The sequence below is a fragment of the Bifidobacterium olomucense genome, assembly GCF_012932375.1.
GTDB classification, from domain to species: Bacteria; Actinomycetota; Actinomycetes; order Actinomycetales; family Bifidobacteriaceae; genus Bifidobacterium; species Bifidobacterium olomucense.
On the sequence record NZ_JAAIIG010000003.1, the window covers coordinates 128,345 to 143,997 of the forward strand.

At 55.9% G+C, this 15,653-nt stretch carries 15 protein-coding genes; 6 read left to right on the forward strand and 9 right to left on the reverse strand.

The genetic code is table 11. The features are described 5' to 3' along the window. The first annotated feature begins 3 nt into the window (after positions 1-3). The 4 genes from pyrE to G1C97_RS04275 all read left to right on the forward strand — a co-directional run bounded on the left by pyrE (position 4) and on the right by G1C97_RS04275 (position 3,499). Positions 4-699 carry an orotate phosphoribosyltransferase gene (gene pyrE / locus G1C97_RS04260; RefSeq protein ID WP_169240701.1) on the forward strand — a complete coding sequence of 232 codons (696 nt, stop codon included), beginning with the start codon at positions 4-6 and terminating at the stop codon, positions 697-699. 115 nt (positions 700-814) lie between these two features. After that, positions 815-1,957, forward strand: a complete 1,143-nt coding sequence (locus tag G1C97_RS04265) for a DUF2974 domain-containing protein (RefSeq protein ID WP_169240702.1) — start codon at positions 815-817, stop codon at positions 1,955-1,957. A gap of 118 nt (positions 1,958-2,075) precedes the next feature. Beyond that, positions 2,076-2,750 (forward strand): hypothetical protein, encoded by a 675-nt coding sequence (locus tag G1C97_RS04270; RefSeq protein WP_169240703.1) that lies wholly within the window; start codon positions 2,076-2,078, stop codon positions 2,748-2,750. Then, on the forward strand, positions 2,747-3,499 hold the full coding sequence (locus G1C97_RS04275) for a hypothetical protein (protein ID WP_169240704.1): 753 nt from the start codon (positions 2,747-2,749) through the stop codon (positions 3,497-3,499). The genes G1C97_RS04270 and G1C97_RS04275 overlap by 4 nt, the downstream gene beginning before the upstream one ends. A gap of 62 nt (positions 3,500-3,561) precedes the next feature. On the opposite strand, the gene G1C97_RS04280 is transcribed toward G1C97_RS04275, so the two are convergent. Genes G1C97_RS04280 through G1C97_RS04290 form a run of 3 tightly spaced genes read right to left on the reverse strand, consistent with a single transcriptional unit; the run spans position 3,562 to position 7,120 of the window. Then, positions 3,562-4,485 carry a LysR family transcriptional regulator gene (locus tag G1C97_RS04280; protein WP_169240705.1) on the reverse strand — a complete coding sequence of 308 codons (924 nt, stop codon included), beginning with the start codon at positions 4,483-4,485 and terminating at the stop codon, positions 3,562-3,564. Positions 4,486-4,525: 40 nt separating this feature from the next. Then, positions 4,526-5,155 carry an HAD family hydrolase gene (locus G1C97_RS04285; protein WP_169240706.1) on the reverse strand — a complete coding sequence of 210 codons (630 nt, stop codon included), beginning with the start codon at positions 5,153-5,155 and terminating at the stop codon, positions 4,526-4,528. A gap of 54 nt (positions 5,156-5,209) precedes the next feature. Continuing rightward, positions 5,210-7,120 carry a bifunctional ADP-dependent NAD(P)H-hydrate dehydratase/NAD(P)H-hydrate epimerase gene (locus tag G1C97_RS04290; protein WP_169240707.1) on the reverse strand — a complete coding sequence of 637 codons (1,911 nt, stop codon included), beginning with the start codon at positions 7,118-7,120 and terminating at the stop codon, positions 5,210-5,212. A gap of 202 nt (positions 7,121-7,322) precedes the next feature. Here G1C97_RS04290 and G1C97_RS04295 point away from each other — a divergent pair, with 202 nt between their 5' ends. After that, positions 7,323-8,924, forward strand: coding sequence for an ABC-F family ATP-binding cassette domain-containing protein (locus G1C97_RS04295; RefSeq protein WP_169240708.1), 1,602 nt, complete (start codon positions 7,323-7,325; stop codon positions 8,922-8,924). A gap of 11 nt (positions 8,925-8,935) precedes the next feature. Next, a complete protein-coding gene (locus tag G1C97_RS04300; RefSeq protein ID WP_169240709.1) occupies positions 8,936-9,643 on the forward strand; it encodes an SDR family NAD(P)-dependent oxidoreductase in 708 nt (235 codons plus the stop codon). A 73-nt stretch (positions 9,644-9,716) separates the two neighbouring features. Here G1C97_RS04300 and G1C97_RS04305 read toward each other — a convergent pair whose 3' ends face one another. The 6 genes from G1C97_RS04305 to G1C97_RS04330 all read right to left on the reverse strand — a co-directional run bounded on the left by G1C97_RS04305 (position 9,717) and on the right by G1C97_RS04330 (position 15,553). Continuing rightward, on the reverse strand, positions 9,717-10,358 hold the full coding sequence (locus G1C97_RS04305) for a hypothetical protein (protein ID WP_169240710.1): 642 nt from the start codon (positions 10,356-10,358) through the stop codon (positions 9,717-9,719). Between the two features lie 16 nt (positions 10,359-10,374). Further along, positions 10,375-11,910 carry an ABC transporter ATP-binding protein gene (locus G1C97_RS04310; RefSeq protein ID WP_169240711.1) on the reverse strand — a complete coding sequence of 512 codons (1,536 nt, stop codon included), beginning with the start codon at positions 11,908-11,910 and terminating at the stop codon, positions 10,375-10,377. After that, on the reverse strand, positions 11,910-12,629 hold the full coding sequence (locus tag G1C97_RS04315) for an energy-coupling factor transporter transmembrane component T (RefSeq protein ID WP_169240893.1): 720 nt from the start codon (positions 12,627-12,629) through the stop codon (positions 11,910-11,912). Before G1C97_RS04315 ends, G1C97_RS04310 begins: the two co-directional genes overlap by 1 nt. 74 nt (positions 12,630-12,703) lie before the next feature. Beyond that, entirely contained in the window at positions 12,704-13,366 is a 663-nt protein-coding gene (locus G1C97_RS04320) for an MptD family putative ECF transporter S component (RefSeq protein WP_169240712.1), read from the reverse strand. A 73-nt stretch (positions 13,367-13,439) separates the two neighbouring features. Next, the gene (locus tag G1C97_RS04325) at positions 13,440-14,885 is read right to left on the reverse strand and encodes a sensor histidine kinase (protein ID WP_169240713.1); all 1,446 of its coding nucleotides are present in this window, start codon (positions 14,883-14,885) and stop codon (positions 13,440-13,442) included. Continuing rightward, the gene (locus G1C97_RS04330; RefSeq protein ID WP_169240714.1) at positions 14,882-15,553 is read right to left on the reverse strand and encodes a response regulator transcription factor; all 672 of its coding nucleotides are present in this window, start codon (positions 15,551-15,553) and stop codon (positions 14,882-14,884) included. Before G1C97_RS04330 ends, G1C97_RS04325 begins: the two co-directional genes overlap by 4 nt. Positions 15,554-15,653 lie beyond the last annotated feature (100 nt).

The following is a 15,653-nucleotide window of genomic DNA, read 5'->3' on the forward strand; positions in this document are numbered from 1 at the left end:
GCTATGGCAGAAACGCTTGCACATCGTTTTACGGAATTCCTGCTGGAATCCAACGCATTGAAGTTCGGCGACTTCACGCTGAAGTCCGGCCGCCAGAGCCCGTACTTCATCAACGCCGGTGCCTTCGATAACGGCAAGAAGATCGCTACTCTGGGTGCTTTTTACGCTGAGAAGATCAGCCAGGCCATCGTGCACAACACGATTCCGCGCGACATCGACACCGTGTTCGGCCCGGCATACAAGGGTATTCCGCTGGCCGTCTCCACCGCCATCGCACTGACCGCAGGCCACAACATGACCGTCGGCTACACCTTCGACCGCAAGGAGAAAAAGGATCACGGCGACGGCGGTTGGATGGTAGGCACCCCGCTTACCGACGGCATGAAGGTGCTGCTTGTGGACGATGTGATGACCGCCGGTACCGCAGTGCGCGAGGTCATTCCGAAGCTCAAGGCCGAAGCCGACGTCGAAGTCGTGGGTCTGGTGCTTTCCGTGGATCGCATGGAGAAGACCAAGGATTCTGATCTGTCCGCCGTCAAGGCTGTGGAGCAGGAGTTCGGCTTCCCGGTGCTTGCCATCGCCAACGTGCGCGAGATCTTTGACGCCGCCGCCAAGATGAAGAAGGCCGACGGCACTCCGTTGCTTGACCACGACATCAAGCAGCGCGCCGAAGCCTACCTCGAACAGTACGGCGCGTGATCGCGCAGTACGGCAGTATTCATCAAAGTACTCATCAAAGCGGGCGATATGCCCGCTTTTTTGTTAGCCATTGCCCTTACTACAATCGAAAATGAGCGGGTTTCAAGGAGTTGACATGGGCAACATCACGGACGATTTACGGAAGTATTTTGATACGTTTGCCGCTTTGCCGTTCAACGAGACGGACAGTTTGTCGTTGTCACAGCTGGCGTATGCGCGTATGCCGGACAACGTGCCGCGATATCAGATGAGTTCACGGATATCAGCCGAAGCAACGGAGCGATCATCTATGCTGATGGTTTCCATCCGCGATTTGCTTCGCGCCGAATGCTACGACGCCATGTTCGGCAAAGTATGGTCGCCGCAGATGAACGTGGATCTGCTGCGCACGATGTGCGAAAACCCACGCTGGCGAAATTTGCGCGTCGGCGAATATGTGGATGAATTCGACCCGGAAACCACCAAGCAATTCTCAGCATGCGCATTCGCTCTCGGTGATGCAGCCAATACTCTGTATGTGGCGTTCCGTGGAACCGACAGCTCCATCATCGGGTGGAAAGAGGATTTCACCATGGCCTTCCGCAGGCCGGTCGCGTCCCAAAAAGCCGCAACGGAATACATCACCAATGTGGCGCAGCGCTGGAATGGTCCGATCATGGTTGGCGGCCATTCCAAAGGCGGCAATCTCGCGGTATATGCAGCCGCCTGCGTACCAGTTGAAATCCAAGATCGTATTGTCGCGGTCTTCTCCCACGATGGCCCTGGTTTTGATGATGATTTCTTTGTCTTATCCGGTTTCAAACGCATCGAATCCAAGGTGCACAAGTCAGTGCCTGGTTCCTCGATCATCGGTATGTTGTTCGAGTCCCGCGAGCAATTGAGCGATGGATACACGGTAGTCAATAGCGACGGCATCGGCATCATGCAACACTTCGCCTTACACTGGCAAGTCGATCATGGTCAGTTCGTCCAAGCGGAAGGACTCACGTCTAGTGCGCAATACTTGTCGCGCACAATCAACGGTTGGATGGCAAAGTTTGATGATGATCATCGCCGTAAGTTTATCGAAAACCTGTTTGCCATATTCGAAGCCGGTGGATACCGGACGTTCGGTGAATTGACTTCGCACTTGACGCAATCATTGCCACTTATGTTGGCTGCCGCCCGCAATATTGATGCGCAAGATCGTGATGTGATGATCGAAGTGATCCGGGGATTCGCGGCGACCGCTGCCAGCGCGGTTCTGCCCGCACAGTAGCGGTTCGTCATCGGTGCAGACTATGAGTACCGAAAATGAATTTTCGTTGACTTTCCCTTAGTGAAAACCAATATTTCAGTACAGTGGAAGCATGAAGGAAGGTTCACGATTTCGGCGGATGCTTGGGCTGGTTATCGCAGCTCTGGTGGTTGCAGCAACCACGTTTGCCGTGACATTCGCAGTGGGGCGCGTCACCAAAGATCCCACCACCGATCAGACCTACTTGGCGTTGGCGGCGAAAACCAAGGAAGTCGAAGCAAATACTGCTGAGAATCGCAAGGAAACCAAGCGTTTGACCGAGCAGCGCGACGATTTGCGCGAACAGGTTGCCGAGCAGCGAAAACATGCCGCTGAAGACAAGAAGCTATACCGACAGTATGTCGGCGATGCTGCTGCCGGCAAAACCGCGATTACGGTGGAGTCCATTAGCCCTGACGTCGATCCGTTTTATACGTATATCGGGGGAGAAGGACTCGATAAGTACTACTATCCCAAATTCACCGTCAAGAACACTTCCGGGCATGTGATTTTCAATGCCAACGTGGATTACAACGTGATCGGTACAGATGGCAAGATACTTGTCTCCGATGAAAACGCATATGTTTCCAATGTGGTCGTATATCCAGGCAAAACCGTGGTGCTTGAAGGCATGCTGAAGGATGCGGGGTTTTCCGGGGCAACCATACGGCCGACATCTTTTTCGGCAACAGTTCCCGATCCGAAATACGACGACGCCACCACTACCGACAAAGGACAGTTTGGAAATGATGTGAAGACGGTGGTGATTCCATGAGCCGCGGTTCGGATGAAAAGAAGCCATTTGTCGATACCTTGTTTGATCGACTTGATAAATCAGTGACTGAGTTGAAACATGTGTCGCATAACGGAACAATTGCGTTGTTATGGGAAACATGGCGAAAACCTGTGATCGCAGTGCTGTGTCTTGTGTTTTTAGCCGCTATAGGGGCTGCCGGCTGGTATGCAGGCGGTCATTCGGTGGTGGTGCAGGAGAGCCCGCGGTATCTCAATGAAGCCGAAAACCTGAAATGGGCGAATAGTGATTTTGAAGAGTCGAAGCAAGACATTGCCAATAGGCAGTCGCAAATGAAGCAGGCTTCAACGCAGCTTGACCAAATCAAGACGGAGCGTGCGCAAATGAGCCAACTGCTCAAGGAGATACGGCAGGTTGCACAGCCCCAAGATAGCCCATCCATAACCGTCAATGCCATTGGCGACGTATCTTCATCCATCACATATTCTACGATTCCGTTTACCGTGCACAACAATACGCAAAATGTACTGACGAATTATCAGGTGTATTACGAAGCGTTGGATTCCAACGGAAACATATTGGACGCAGGATATGCATTGCCGGAGAGCGGGGCCACATGCGAGCCGAACTCGGACTGTGCCATCAGCTCTTTGAACATGTTCAATCCTGCCGGTTCAACAATAGTGCCGATATACTGGACTGCGAATACCGCCAATAATGATTGGCATGACGGCTACTACGGTACCGATGTAATCCGTAAACAGTTCTAAAAACAATTGTGGCTCCCGCCGGGGAGCCACAAACAGTTACCGGTTATACGGTTATGTGATGCTTACTCAATGAGCTTGTAGCCGTGATCGGCCACAACGGACTTGAGTTTAGTCAAGTAGGTTTCAGCGGCCTTGGAAAGCTTCGCGCGCTCGTTGGTGATCCAGCCGACCAACATCGTCTCATCGGAATCCAACGGGACCGTGACGATTTTCTCGTTATTGAGGTCGCCGTTGTCAATGCCGGTGCACACCGTGTAGCCGTTGAGACCGATGATGAAGTTCAGGATCGTGGCGCGGTCGGTCACATTGATCTGCTTGGGGGAGTATTCCGGCCAGACCGCCTCCTCGTAGAAGTAGAACGAGCCTTCCTCGCCCTGCTCGTACTGGATGAACGGGTAAGGCTTCAGATCTTCCATCGTAATGAGCTTCTTGGCGGCCAGCGGGTTGTTGCGCGAGATGAACACGTGCAACGGAGCGCGGAATAACGGGTGGAATTCCAGATGCTTTTCGCGCAGCAGCTTGCCGATGACGTCCTTGTTGAAATCGGACAAATACAGGATACCGATTTCGGACTGCATGTTGGCAACCTGGTTGATGATGTCGCGCGTACGGGTTTCACGGATGGTGAACTCGTATTCGTCGGACTTGATGGAGTTGATCATCTCGACGAATGCTTCGACGGCGAACATGTAGTGCTGGGTGGAGACCTGGCACAGCTGCTTGCGTGGCTTGGCGTGCTTGTAACGCTCTTCCAGAAGATCGGCCTGATCGAGCACCTGACGTGCGTAGGTCAGGAATTCGGCGCCGTCCACGGTCAGGGCGATGCCCTGGGAGGAGCGGGTGAAGATTTCAATGCCGAGCTCGTTCTCCAGTTCCTTCACGGAGGAGCTCAGGGCGGGCTGAGAGACATAGAGGGCGTGGGACGCCTCGTTCATCGAACCGCATTCGACGATTTTGACAATGTATTTGAGCTGCAGCAGAGTCATAAGCGGTATTTATACCATTAGGGATGGTCGGGAATTGAGGTTATAGCCGCACGCCAAGTTGGGCAAGTGAATCGCGGGCAGCGATAGCACCTTCAAACAGTATGCCGTGGATGCCGACCTCACTGGCACCGACCACATTCTTCGCGGTATCGTCAAAGAAGACGCACTGTTCGGCTTTCAGACCGAAACGCTTCAGTGCAAGCTCATAGATATCCGCGTTAGGCTTGTGCATTTTCTCTACGCCGGATACCACAGTGTCTTCCAGCAATTGTTCCAGACGGGGGAACTTCGCAAACGCCAAGTGGAAGGTCTCGTGGGACCAGTTCGTCAGGCCCCATACACCATAACCATGGACCTTCAGATCGGCGAGCAACTCGACCATGCCCGGCAGTGTGCGGGGCAAAGCATCCGCATAATGGTCGATGTAATACTTGAATATCTGTGCGATGTCCTCACCTTGCTCGCGTACCACGTCTGGATAGATGTCGGCGAAATCCTCGCCTGCATCCATACGGTCCTCATAGCGGAAGAAACCACATGGGTCGTCATCGGCACAGATACGGGCGACCACGTCGTCTGGGAATCTGCCTTCCAGACAGGCGCGGGTGTTCCAATCCAGCAATACGCCGCAGAAGTCGAAAATAACATCGGTGATGGGGGAGTTGGCCATAGTGCTCCTCGATATAAACAATCTATTCGAGTTTAGTGTACTTCGTACTGTCGGCTAAGCAACTATGTCCGCAATGGCGTCAGGGATCGCACGAATCACGTCACTGGCCACAATGGGGTGTCCCGGCGTCAGGAAACGTTGCCGCCGGCTGTGCCCAACCAGCTCCGGCGTCTGCCAACCTTGTTGTTCGGATTCCGATGCGATCGCCGCCGCCGCGCCATGCAAGTATGCGGCCGAAGCCACGGTTTCCGCTGTGGTGATCTCGTCATTCTGCTGGGCAATCAGCGCACCGATGATGCCGGCCAGCACATCTCCCGCCCCTGCCGTGGCAAGCCATGCGGGAGCACTGCCGGAAACGTAAATATGGTCCTCGTCCACCACGATGGTTACCGCGCCTTTGAGCAGTATGGTTGCGCCGGTTAACTCATGTGCGCGTTGAGCACATGCCAATGGATTCGACTGCACGTCCTGCGCGGTCAGCAGCAGAGGCTCGTTGCCTGACGCATGTTGTGGGTGCCGTTCATGATCGGCGACAAGATCGTCTGCTTCTTTGGCCACGACACTGTTGGAAGCAGTCGAGGAGCTGTCGAATGACGAAACGACATCGTCGGATGAAATGCTTACGGAATCCTCAATTGCGTCACCGGCGTTTTCCGATCGTCCATCGCTCTCGTAACGGTTCAGCAGTGCAGCCATTTCTCCGGCATGCGGTGTGATTACCACCTGACCCGGGACATGGGGCGGTAGCAGATCCAAGGCGCCCGCATCCACCACAATCGGGGGCATGTCATAGACGGCGGAATCTGTCTCGTCTCCGTGCAACGCATAATGCTTCAGCAACGCAGCGATCGTCTCGCGTTGTGCATCGGCGTCCGAGCCGGCGGTGCCGGCAGAGGGCACGCCAGAGCCTACTACCCAAGACTGCACGCGTCCTTTGCCGATCACCGCTTCAGGCAATGCAGTCAGTACCATGTTCTGTGCGCGCTCAGGACCGAGATACCGGACCATACCGGTGTTCGTGCGGGCGGCAGAGCGTGCGGTGAGCACCGCCGCGCCAGGATAACGCTGAGATCCGGTTATAAGTCCTACGACGCCTCGTGAATATTTGCTGTCCTCGATATGTGGCAGACGCACCACATCCGACGCGAAGGCGTTGTCCACTACCTCTATAGATGGCTCCACATCATCGATGCTGAAGCCAAAATCGACCAGTTCGATGCGTCCGCATACGAATGTCGCCGGCGGCAATACGGCACATGGCTTCATCGCACCGAAAGTCACCGTCAGCGTAGCCGGCAGATATGGGCCAGGCAACGAACCATCGTTCACTCCTACGCCTGAAGGTGTGTCTACCGCAACCACCAATGGGAAGTCCCTGGGCGACTCACGTCCTGGAAGCGCCGGCTCATCCGGCACCTCACCATCGAGCCCTAATGCCGCCGCCAAAGCGGCCGGAATACCGCGCAGCGCCCCTTGAATGCCGATACCGGTCATCGCATCAATGATGAGATGCGACTTTGAAGCCAACGTGACGGCAGCCTGCAATCGCTCACCGGCTTCGCCAGCAGAGAAACCTGTCGCACAGCCAGGGATTTCGGCGGCCGGATCGAGCACCAGCACCTTACCTCCGGCGCGGACGAATTCGGCAAACCCAGCCTCATGCAATGACTTGCCCACTGCCACGGCTGTGACAGCGGCACCCTCCTGGGCCAGTGCGGCCGCGGCGAACAGTCCGTCGCCGCCGTTGTCTCCGGCACCGGCAAGCAACACGATCGATGAATCTTCCAACGCCAAATCTTCGTCGTCGAGAAGGCCGGCGGCGCTATGAGCCACGGCTTGGGCGGCCATACGCATCAATGGCACGCCTTTGTCCAACAGTGGACGTTCCATGGCTCTTACGGCTTCAGCATCATAGGCGCTGTGCAACAGTAGTTCGCGACGATCGGCGTCATCGGCGTATTCCATAGCAGTCCCCCTCGCATAACAGCATTTTCCATCACTGATTTTAGTGGCTTGTCGGCCGTGAACCGCCAATGTCGTACGCGATGGGCATGAGACCTACCTCATATGTTCAGGGAATATCCTTAAGTTCTTCACGCCTTCCGCTACCATGGTCTGTTGGTTTATCGCAAGTTCAACGGATCACAAGGAAAGCGACGGGTGAGGTATGGCGATTGATGCACAGGGTCTGGAGATTCAGATCGGCGCGCGGACGTTGCTGCATCCCACCGATTTTCATGTGGCCAAAGGCGACAAGATTGGTCTGGTGGGCCGTAACGGTGCCGGCAAGACCACGCTCACGCGCGTGATCACCGGTGACATGTTACCCACGGCCGGCAAGGTTCGCGTATCCGGCAAACTCGGCTACCTGCCGCAGGACACACATGCCTCCGACCCGACGCAGACTGCGCTTGACCGCATGATGAGCGCGCGTGACATCGCCACCATCATCAACCGCATCCGCAAGGCCGAGAAGGAGATGACCGACCCTGATCCGGACGTGATGAGCAAAGCTATGACCCGCTACGACAAGGCCATGCAGGACTTCGAGAAAGCCGGAGGCTACGCGGCCCAGTCCGAGGCGACCGCGATGGCGGCCTCGTTGGGCCTTCCCCAGGAGGTCATGGAACAGCAGCTTGGCACGCTGTCCGGCGGCCAGCGCCGACGCATCGAATTGGCACGTATCCTCTTCTCCGACGCTGACACGCTCATCCTCGACGAGCCCACCAACCACTTGGATGCCGACTCCATCGAATGGCTGCGTGGATACCTGAAGAAGTACGAGGGCGGCTTCCTGGTAATCTCCCACTCCACCGAACTGCTTGACGAAACCGTGAACAAGGTCTGGCATCTGGACGCGCAGCTTGGCCAGATCGACATGTACTCGCTGAGCTGGAAAGGCTACCTGCATCAGCGCGTGGTAGACGAGGAGCGCCGGCGCCGCGAGCGCGAAGTGGCTGAAAAGAAAGCCGAACGCCTGATGAAGCAAGGCATTCGCCTACATGCAAAGGCCACCAAGGCCGTGGCTGCTCAGAACATGATGCGTCGCGCCGAAAAGCTGCTGTCCGAAACTTCGGAGGCACAGAAGAAGGAGAAGGTGGCGGATATTCGCTTCCCGGAGCCTGCGCCCTGCGGCAAGACGCCGATCATGGCCAAGGACATCTCCAAGGCATACGGCTCCAACATCGTGTTCGCTGGAGTGAATCTGGCCATCGACAAAGGCTCGCGCGTGGTGATTCTGGGATACAACGGTGCCGGTAAGACCACGACGCTGCGTCTGCTGGCACATATCGAGGAGCCGGACACCGGTTCCGTGGACTACGGTCACGGTTGCAAGATCGGCTACTTCGCCCAGGAGCACGATACGCTGGACCTGAATGCCACTGTTCTGGAGAATCTGCAGCATGTGGCTCCCGAACTGGACGATACGCATGCTCGTTCGATTCTTGGTTCGTTCCTGTTCTCCGGCGATGACGCGATGAAGCCGGCCCGTGTACTCTCCGGCGGTGAGAAGACCCGTCTTGCCTTGGCCACGTTGGTGACTTCGCGCGCCAACGTGCTGTTGCTCGACGAGCCCACCAACAACCTCGACCCTGCTTCGCGCGAGGAGATCTTGAAGGCCATCGCCAAGTATGAGGGTGCCATCGTGCTCGTCACCCACGATGAGGGCGCAGTTGAAGCCCTGAACCCGGAGCGCGTGCTGCTCATGCCGGATGGTGACGAGGATTTGTGGAACGACTCCTACCTAGAATTGGTTGCTGAGGAGTAAAGGAGATAATCATGGCCACTGCAACAGGACAGAAAATCGCCATTGTTACCGGTAGCGCGCTGGGACTCGGCTATGAGTTCGCCAGCCAGTTGATCGAAGCCGGTTGGCTGGTGGCCGGCGTTGATTTCAATGCTGAGCGTCAGGCCGAATTGACCGCACAATGGCCGGCGGAATCATACCGCGCTTACGTGGGCGACATCACCGACGAGGACTTTGTGCGCAAGTCCGTTGCCGAGATCGCTTCTTTCGGCCATATCGACCTGCTCATCAACAACGCAGGCCAGCCGTCCTTCAAGGTGCCCACCGCCTACGAGGCGGCCGACGTAGACAAGTGCCTCAAGGGTCTGAAAGGTATGATCCTGTGGACTGTCGAAACTTTGAAGGCTTGCGATGAACAGAATGTCAAAATCGCGCAGATCATGAGCACTGCCGCCACCCGAGGCAACGCGAACGAAAGCGTGTACTGCGCCACCAAGTGGGGCGAGAAGGGCTACACCAAGAGTCTGCAGGCCGCGTACAAGGGCACGAGCGTTAAGGTGGTTGCCGTCTACCCGGGTGGCATCGATACCGCGTTCTATCGCGACAGCCATGATTATGTGTCCGAAGAAAAGCAGCACACGTTCATGCAGCCTGGTCCTCTGGCCGAGGTGATTCTGTTCAACCTCATCAACGAGGCAAACCTCACCGTCACCGACATCGAAATCAACCGCAACAGCTGAGATTTTGTGACTGAGACGCGCAGTTACTGCCTATTCTGACGGTCAGAGAGGCAGTAACTGCGCGTACGATGACTCAATCCAGATGATGTAGCGCACGAATAATCCGGCAGCGGTCTTCCGCCGTGCCTTCATCCGCGCACATCGTCGCATACCAGCGCGGATTGCGCAGGGCCTCTGTACCGGAACCGTCAGCCTCAACGAGTGTATGCAGGTCATTGGCATACTGGAAGTGCAGATGACTGAGCAGCCCGTCCTTTGAGAATGCAGTACGCGAAGGCAACGGAGTAATGGCCAACAGCCAACGGAATGGGCTATCTTCCGCGTGTGGATCATCGGTCATGAACACGTAAGTTGGCGAACCTTCCAAGCCATGTGCAATCACATGGTCGATGCGATAATCATAGGCGTCGAGATTGGTGTTGTCTTCCGCATACCAAGTGATGCGCACATTGGTATTCGTGTTTTCCGGCTCGCCGACAGTCCAATACCCAATATGAATGATGTTCTCCGGACTAGTGGTAGTGCAGGCCATCGCCCAGAACTTACGAATACCGTTAGCTGCCATCGGTGCCATCTTCGGATTGGCGAGCACAGCCTGCTCGGCCTCATCCCATGTGTTGCGAATAGTTTCATCCTCAGCATCAATGTAGTGCTCAAAGCTTTCCCAATCGCCTAGCCAATCGGTTAGATTGAATTCTGCAGATTGATTACTCATAGTGCGTCTCTTTCGCTCATTGTTTGGTTTTCGAATAATGATGTTCCAAGTTGATGATGGTGGTGCACCAGCCGGCGGCGAGCTCTTCGTCGTGGGTGACTACGAGCACGGTTTTGCCTTGTTCGGCGAGCTGGCGGAGGAGTTCGCCCACCTGTTCCATGTGGTAGCGGTCGAGGCCGCTGGTCGGTTCGTCCAGAATGATGAGGTCTTTGCCACACATCAATGCAGAACCGATGGCCACGCGCTGTTTCTGTCCGCCGGACAGGCTCATCGGATGACGGTCTGCGAACTTGGTAAGGTCAAGGTCTTCAAGCACTTGGCTGCAACGCTTAGTAATTGCCGGGTCGGTCTCGTCAAGGCCAAGCAGTAGTTCCTCGCGTACACTGTCGGAGAACAGTTGATAGTTCACGTCCTGCATGACCAAGAATCCGGCATGCGTAAGGTCGCGTGGCTTGGCTGGTTTGCCGTTCAGCAGCACGGTGCCGGACGTTGGTTTGACTAGGCCGGTGAGCGTGCGTACCAGTGTGGTTTTGCCGCAACCGTTATGACCCATCAGGCCGATGATCTGACCGGGGTACAGGTCAAGGTCTGGAATGGCTCGTGAGAATCCATCGCGTCCGCGGTAGCCAATGTTGAGATGGCGTGTGGATAGTAGCGGTGTCGAGTTCGAGCTGGATTGCTGCGCGTAGTTGTGTTGCTCGCGTTGTGTGGATGTCGATTCTGAGCCGCCGTCCATATCAGAAGCCGAAAGTTCGCACTCGTTCGTTTGTGATTCCAGCGTTGCGATACATTGCCTGTACGGCTGCAAATCAAGAGCACGCAATCCCATCGCAGCGATGCAGCTAGGGGAAAGCGCAAGGAATTCCTCGGCTTCGTATTCATGTGCTATACGTCCGTTGCCGAAAATGATGTATCGGTCGGCGATGCCGTTAAGCCAAGCAAGACGGTGCTCGGCTATGACGATGGTCATACCAGAAGCCTTCAATTGCGCGATGAGCTCACGCATTTCGGTAATGGCCGCCGCATCCAAATTGCTGGTGGGCTCGTCCAGCACGAGCAGCTTTGGACTCAGCATGGTGGCCGTAGCCAAGGCGATGCGCTGTTTTTGGCCTCCGGAGAGATGGAAAATGCTGCGCTGCAGCAATGGTTCGATATCGAATCGTTGTGCGATTTCCGTGATTCGATGGTTGATTGCTTCCGGCGACAATCCCATGTTTTCCGCGGGGAATGCCAGTTCGTCAATAACTTTGGCGTTGAAGTATTGCGTTTTGGGATTTTGGAATACGCTGCCGACCAGGGGAGTGAGCTTGTCGATGGGCTCGGCAGCTGTATCGATGCCGCAGGTATGCTGCTCTCCACTGAATTCGCCGTGGAAGAACTGTGGAATCAAGCCGTTGACGATACGCGAATACGTGGTCTTACCGCATCCGCTGGCACCGCACAGCACAATGCACTGCCCGCTCGGAATGCTCAACATGGTGTTGATTACGGCAGGTTCGTCGGCATGCTCGTAAGTAAACGACACGTTGTTGGAATAGGCTTGTGCGGTCATTATCGAATCACCCCGGCAACATCAAGCACCAGCGGGACCATCATGGCAATCATCATGAGCCAATCCACAATCCGCATGCGAATTACAGTACGCGAGGTGTGCTCTCCTTTACGCCCAAGTCCTTTGGTCAGTGCTGCTACGGACAGATCCTGGGCCACATTGGTGGCGTTCATCAACAGTGGGATAAGAATATATTCCAATAATTGCGCAGGGTGCCGGACCAGCCCCCATCCACCTGCGGCAATGCCTCGTAGGGCCATCGCATTGCGAATCTGTCGATAGTCCTCGGCGATTGTGGGGAAGAATCGAATCACGACCACGCAGGGAATCACCACGGATTCAGACGCATGCATGCGACGCATTGCGCAAATGAATGCGCTGGGGGAAGTGGTGGTGAACGCGTATGCGCCGGTGATGAAACAGGGCAGCATCATCGTGCAGCCCACCGCCAAAGCAGAAACGACATGAAGCCATGGCAATCCCATAGCTTCAGGATCCAGGAAACCCAATCCGGTGAGTATTGCGTAGGTCAGAGCGAAATTTAAGGTCATCTTCCAACGGCCCGCAACCGCAAGCGGCATCAAAAACAGCACGACCATGATGAGCTGCGTAATGACGCTCACATGGAAAAACAGCATGAGGTTGGCGGCTAAGAGCAGGAACAGTTTGGTTCGAGGGTCTAGCGTGCGTTGATTTGATGTGTTGTGGCTGAAGGTCATGTCAACGCCCCCAACGCGCAAAGGCGTACCTGTATCAGACAGGTACGCCTTTGTTGAAGTATTGGCGGAATGCATCAGACGATGCCGGCCTTGATGAAGTGCTTCTTCATCATCTTCTGACCAAACCAGCCGCCGATAATGGCACACACCAAGATCGCGGCCATAGAGATGAAGAACGTGCCGGTGTTGACATTGGCGAATACACCATCAATGTAAGCCGCATCCTTGCCACGAGCCTGAAGGCTGGCGATGTAGGCGTCCTTCATGAACCAGAGCGGCAGGATCGGGCCCGTGAGTCCGTAGGAGAAGACCACGTAACTGGCCAGCAGCAATACCTTGCTCTTGTATTTGCCGGCGCGGGCGATCAAATCGGCGGCCACCGGGAACACGATGCTGGCGATGAATGAAAGCACGAAATGTCCGGAGATGAACAGGAACAGGCCGATGACCATGCCCATCACGGTGATGCCGCCGAACTTGCCGAGTCGGGCGGCAAGCAGCATGTAGACACAACCGGAAATCAGGGCGGCGATGGCGGGAAGGAAGATGGAACCGAAGCCACCGGTGAACAGGGTGCTCATCAGCGTGGCCACGCACACCATCACGAAGTAGAGCGCAGCGAATACGCCGATGGTGATCAGGTCGGCGACTTCGAGTTTGCCGGATTTGGCTGGCTTGCCGGGGTTGTGATTGGAAGTCTGAGTGGTGTTGTCTACGGGTGAATTCGAAGCGGTCACAATACTTTCCGTTTCATACGAGGGAACAAATACCTCTCGCCAATGTATCGGGGATTTAAGGGAAAGACAATACCTAATTTTGGAATCGGATGGTGGTTTGGAACTTATTCGGAGCGGGCTGGGTGAGTTCCAGGGCGGCATGCATGGCCTGGCAGGCGGCATCCACGATGGAAAGACCGAGGCCAACGCCGGGCATGGCACTGATACGTGAATTCTGGCTGCGATGGAACGGCTGGATGAGCTCGGTCAAATCGTCAGGCAATGTTTCGTCGGTGGAATTGGTCACGGTCAGCGATACCTGAGCCGTGGAATTGTCGTCATCGATGCGGTCATTAGCATCGAGTGTGGTACTGATTGCCACGTCAATGGACCCGTTCTTCACGTTATGCATTGCGGCATTGCGCAGTAGATTGCCTACAGCGAGTTTCAGCAATGCCGGGTTAGCGGCCACAGTGGCATCGCCTTCCACATTGACGGTAATCGTATTATCGGCAATCACCGTATCGACATCCGTGAGTGCTTGGTTCACGCATTCTCGCAAGTCGATATCGCCTGAGGTTCCGGGAGTTGCATCGCCGCCAATCGTGCCGCTTTGAATGCGGGACAACGTGAGTAACGCCTGCACGAGTTCGGCTCCGCGTCTATTGGCGGCGAGCGCGCGACGCACCGACGGTTCCACATCGGCTGGGAAACGGCCTTGGGCTAGCGGCGCGTCAAGATTGATTTCCACTGCGGCGATGGGCGTGCGCAATTCGTGGGAGGCATTGGATACGAATCGTCGTTCGGCAGTCGCACTGGCCTCCACGCGGTCAAGCATGCCGTTGATGGAATCAACTAGTCGGTCGATGTCGTCATTGCCGGGTTTCACGTCTATTCGCGCGCTTAAATCGTTCGGTTGCAAAGCTGCCACTTGGTGGTCCACTGCGGTGAGTCGTCGGGAAAGCATCGTGCCGATGAACCATGCCGCAAACACTGCGATAAGGCCGAAAACCGTCAGCGCAATGACGGAAACCGTGCGCATGGTGGTGGTCAGTGTGTTGGTGACGGCGTTCGCCGTGCTGATCATCACGCCGTTGTATTCGTCGAGGATCCATGGGCCGTTTTCGGTCTTGTCCCGCGCTGTGCTCCATTCTTGGGAGGTGTTTGGCACGTAGAATTCCATGCCGTCGAGGTTTCGTTTCGCGCCCGTGTAACAGACCACTGCCTGATTTCCGGTGCCGTTGGCGGCGGGCCCGTTTTCGGTGTCCATGCCAGTGGTGACGGAAACCGTGCCGTCACTATTCGCACACATGGTCATCGTCTGGTTTGCTTCGGCGGTGGTATGCGCCACGACGATGTTCTGTGTGACGATGAGCGCCGTCATCATTGCAATGATGATGAGTGCGATAGCCAGCGTGATTTTCGCACGAAATGATTTCGGCATGAGTCTGCCGGCGATGATGACGAAATGGTTCCGCATGGATTGGAATACGTGCCATTTTCCGGCGGCAAGGGGCACGGGGAACAGGTGATGTTTCATGCGAGTCGATATCCTTCCCCACGCGTGGATTCGATGGCATCGCGGTCGCCCAGCTTGCGGCGTAGCGAGTATACGGTGGTCTTGATCACATCGGCTGGTTCCACGGCGGCAGCCTCATCCCAGACGGTTTCGTACAGTTCGGCGACGGTCACATACCCACCATCCGCACGCATGAGTTCAAGCAGCACGCCATACTCCTTGGGCGTGAGTTTGACGAGTGTTCGACCATGGTCGCGGAATACAAGGCGACGCGTGGTATCAAGCGTCAGATCACCGTGCATAAGCACTGACGCTGTAGTTTGCCCCTTTCCTGCGCGGCGTTGCAACGCGCGAATACGAGCCAACAGCTCCGGATAGGCGAACGGTTTGGTCAGATAGTCGTCGGCTCCGAGATCGAGACCGCTGACTCGGTCGCTTACCTCGGCGGCGGCCGTGAGCATGATCACGGCAACTGGAATACGGTTCGCAGCGATCGTAGCCATCACCGCGTCCCCTGAAAGCACCGGCAGGTCACGGTCCAGAAGCACGATATCCACGTTCTGCTCGGCGAGAATACGCAACGCCTCCACGCCGGTCATAGCCAATGATGTGGCGTACCCCTCGTACCGCAACGCGTCGTCCAACGCGGCCGACAGCTCCTGGTCGTCCTCCACGATGAGAATCCTCATGCCATTCCCCTCCTGATGTCGGTTACACCCATTATCCGTCCATATTGGCGTTTCCAAGGTAAGGCGAAGGTAAGCACATTCATCACCCTGCCGCCACCGC

Bases quoted from the DNA above. Each gene is read 5' to 3' on its own strand.
- pyrE (WP_169240701.1), top strand. From the start codon at position 4: ATGGCAGAAACGCTTGCACATCGTTTTACGGAATTCCTGCTGGAATCC.
- G1C97_RS04265 (WP_169240702.1), top strand. From the start codon at position 815: ATGGGCAACATCACGGACGATTTACGGAAGTATTTTGATACGTTTGCC.
- G1C97_RS04270 (WP_169240703.1), top strand. From the start codon at position 2,076: ATGCTTGGGCTGGTTATCGCAGCTCTGGTGGTTGCAGCAACCACGTTT.
- G1C97_RS04275 (WP_169240704.1), top strand. From the start codon at position 2,747: ATGAGCCGCGGTTCGGATGAAAAGAAGCCATTTGTCGATACCTTGTTT.
- G1C97_RS04280 (WP_169240705.1), bottom strand. From the start codon at position 4,485: ATGACTCTGCTGCAGCTCAAATACATTGTCAAAATCGTCGAATGCGGT.
- G1C97_RS04285 (WP_169240706.1), bottom strand. From the start codon at position 5,155: ATGGCCAACTCCCCCATCACCGATGTTATTTTCGACTTCTGCGGCGTA.
- G1C97_RS04290 (WP_169240707.1), bottom strand. From the start codon at position 7,120: ATGGAATACGCCGATGACGCCGATCGTCGCGAACTACTGTTGCACAGC.
- G1C97_RS04295 (WP_169240708.1), top strand. From the start codon at position 7,323: ATGGCGATTGATGCACAGGGTCTGGAGATTCAGATCGGCGCGCGGACG.
- G1C97_RS04300 (WP_169240709.1), top strand. From the start codon at position 8,936: ATGGCCACTGCAACAGGACAGAAAATCGCCATTGTTACCGGTAGCGCG.
- G1C97_RS04305 (WP_169240710.1), bottom strand. From the start codon at position 10,358: ATGAGTAATCAATCTGCAGAATTCAATCTAACCGATTGGCTAGGCGAT.
- G1C97_RS04310 (WP_169240711.1), bottom strand. From the start codon at position 11,910: ATGACCGCACAAGCCTATTCCAACAACGTGTCGTTTACTTACGAGCAT.
- G1C97_RS04315 (WP_169240893.1), bottom strand. From the start codon at position 12,629: ATGACCTTCAGCCACAACACATCAAATCAACGCACGCTAGACCCTCGA.
- G1C97_RS04325 (WP_169240713.1), bottom strand. From the start codon at position 14,885: ATGAAACATCACCTGTTCCCCGTGCCCCTTGCCGCCGGAAAATGGCAC.
- G1C97_RS04330 (WP_169240714.1), bottom strand. From the start codon at position 15,553: ATGAGGATTCTCATCGTGGAGGACGACCAGGAGCTGTCGGCCGCGTTG.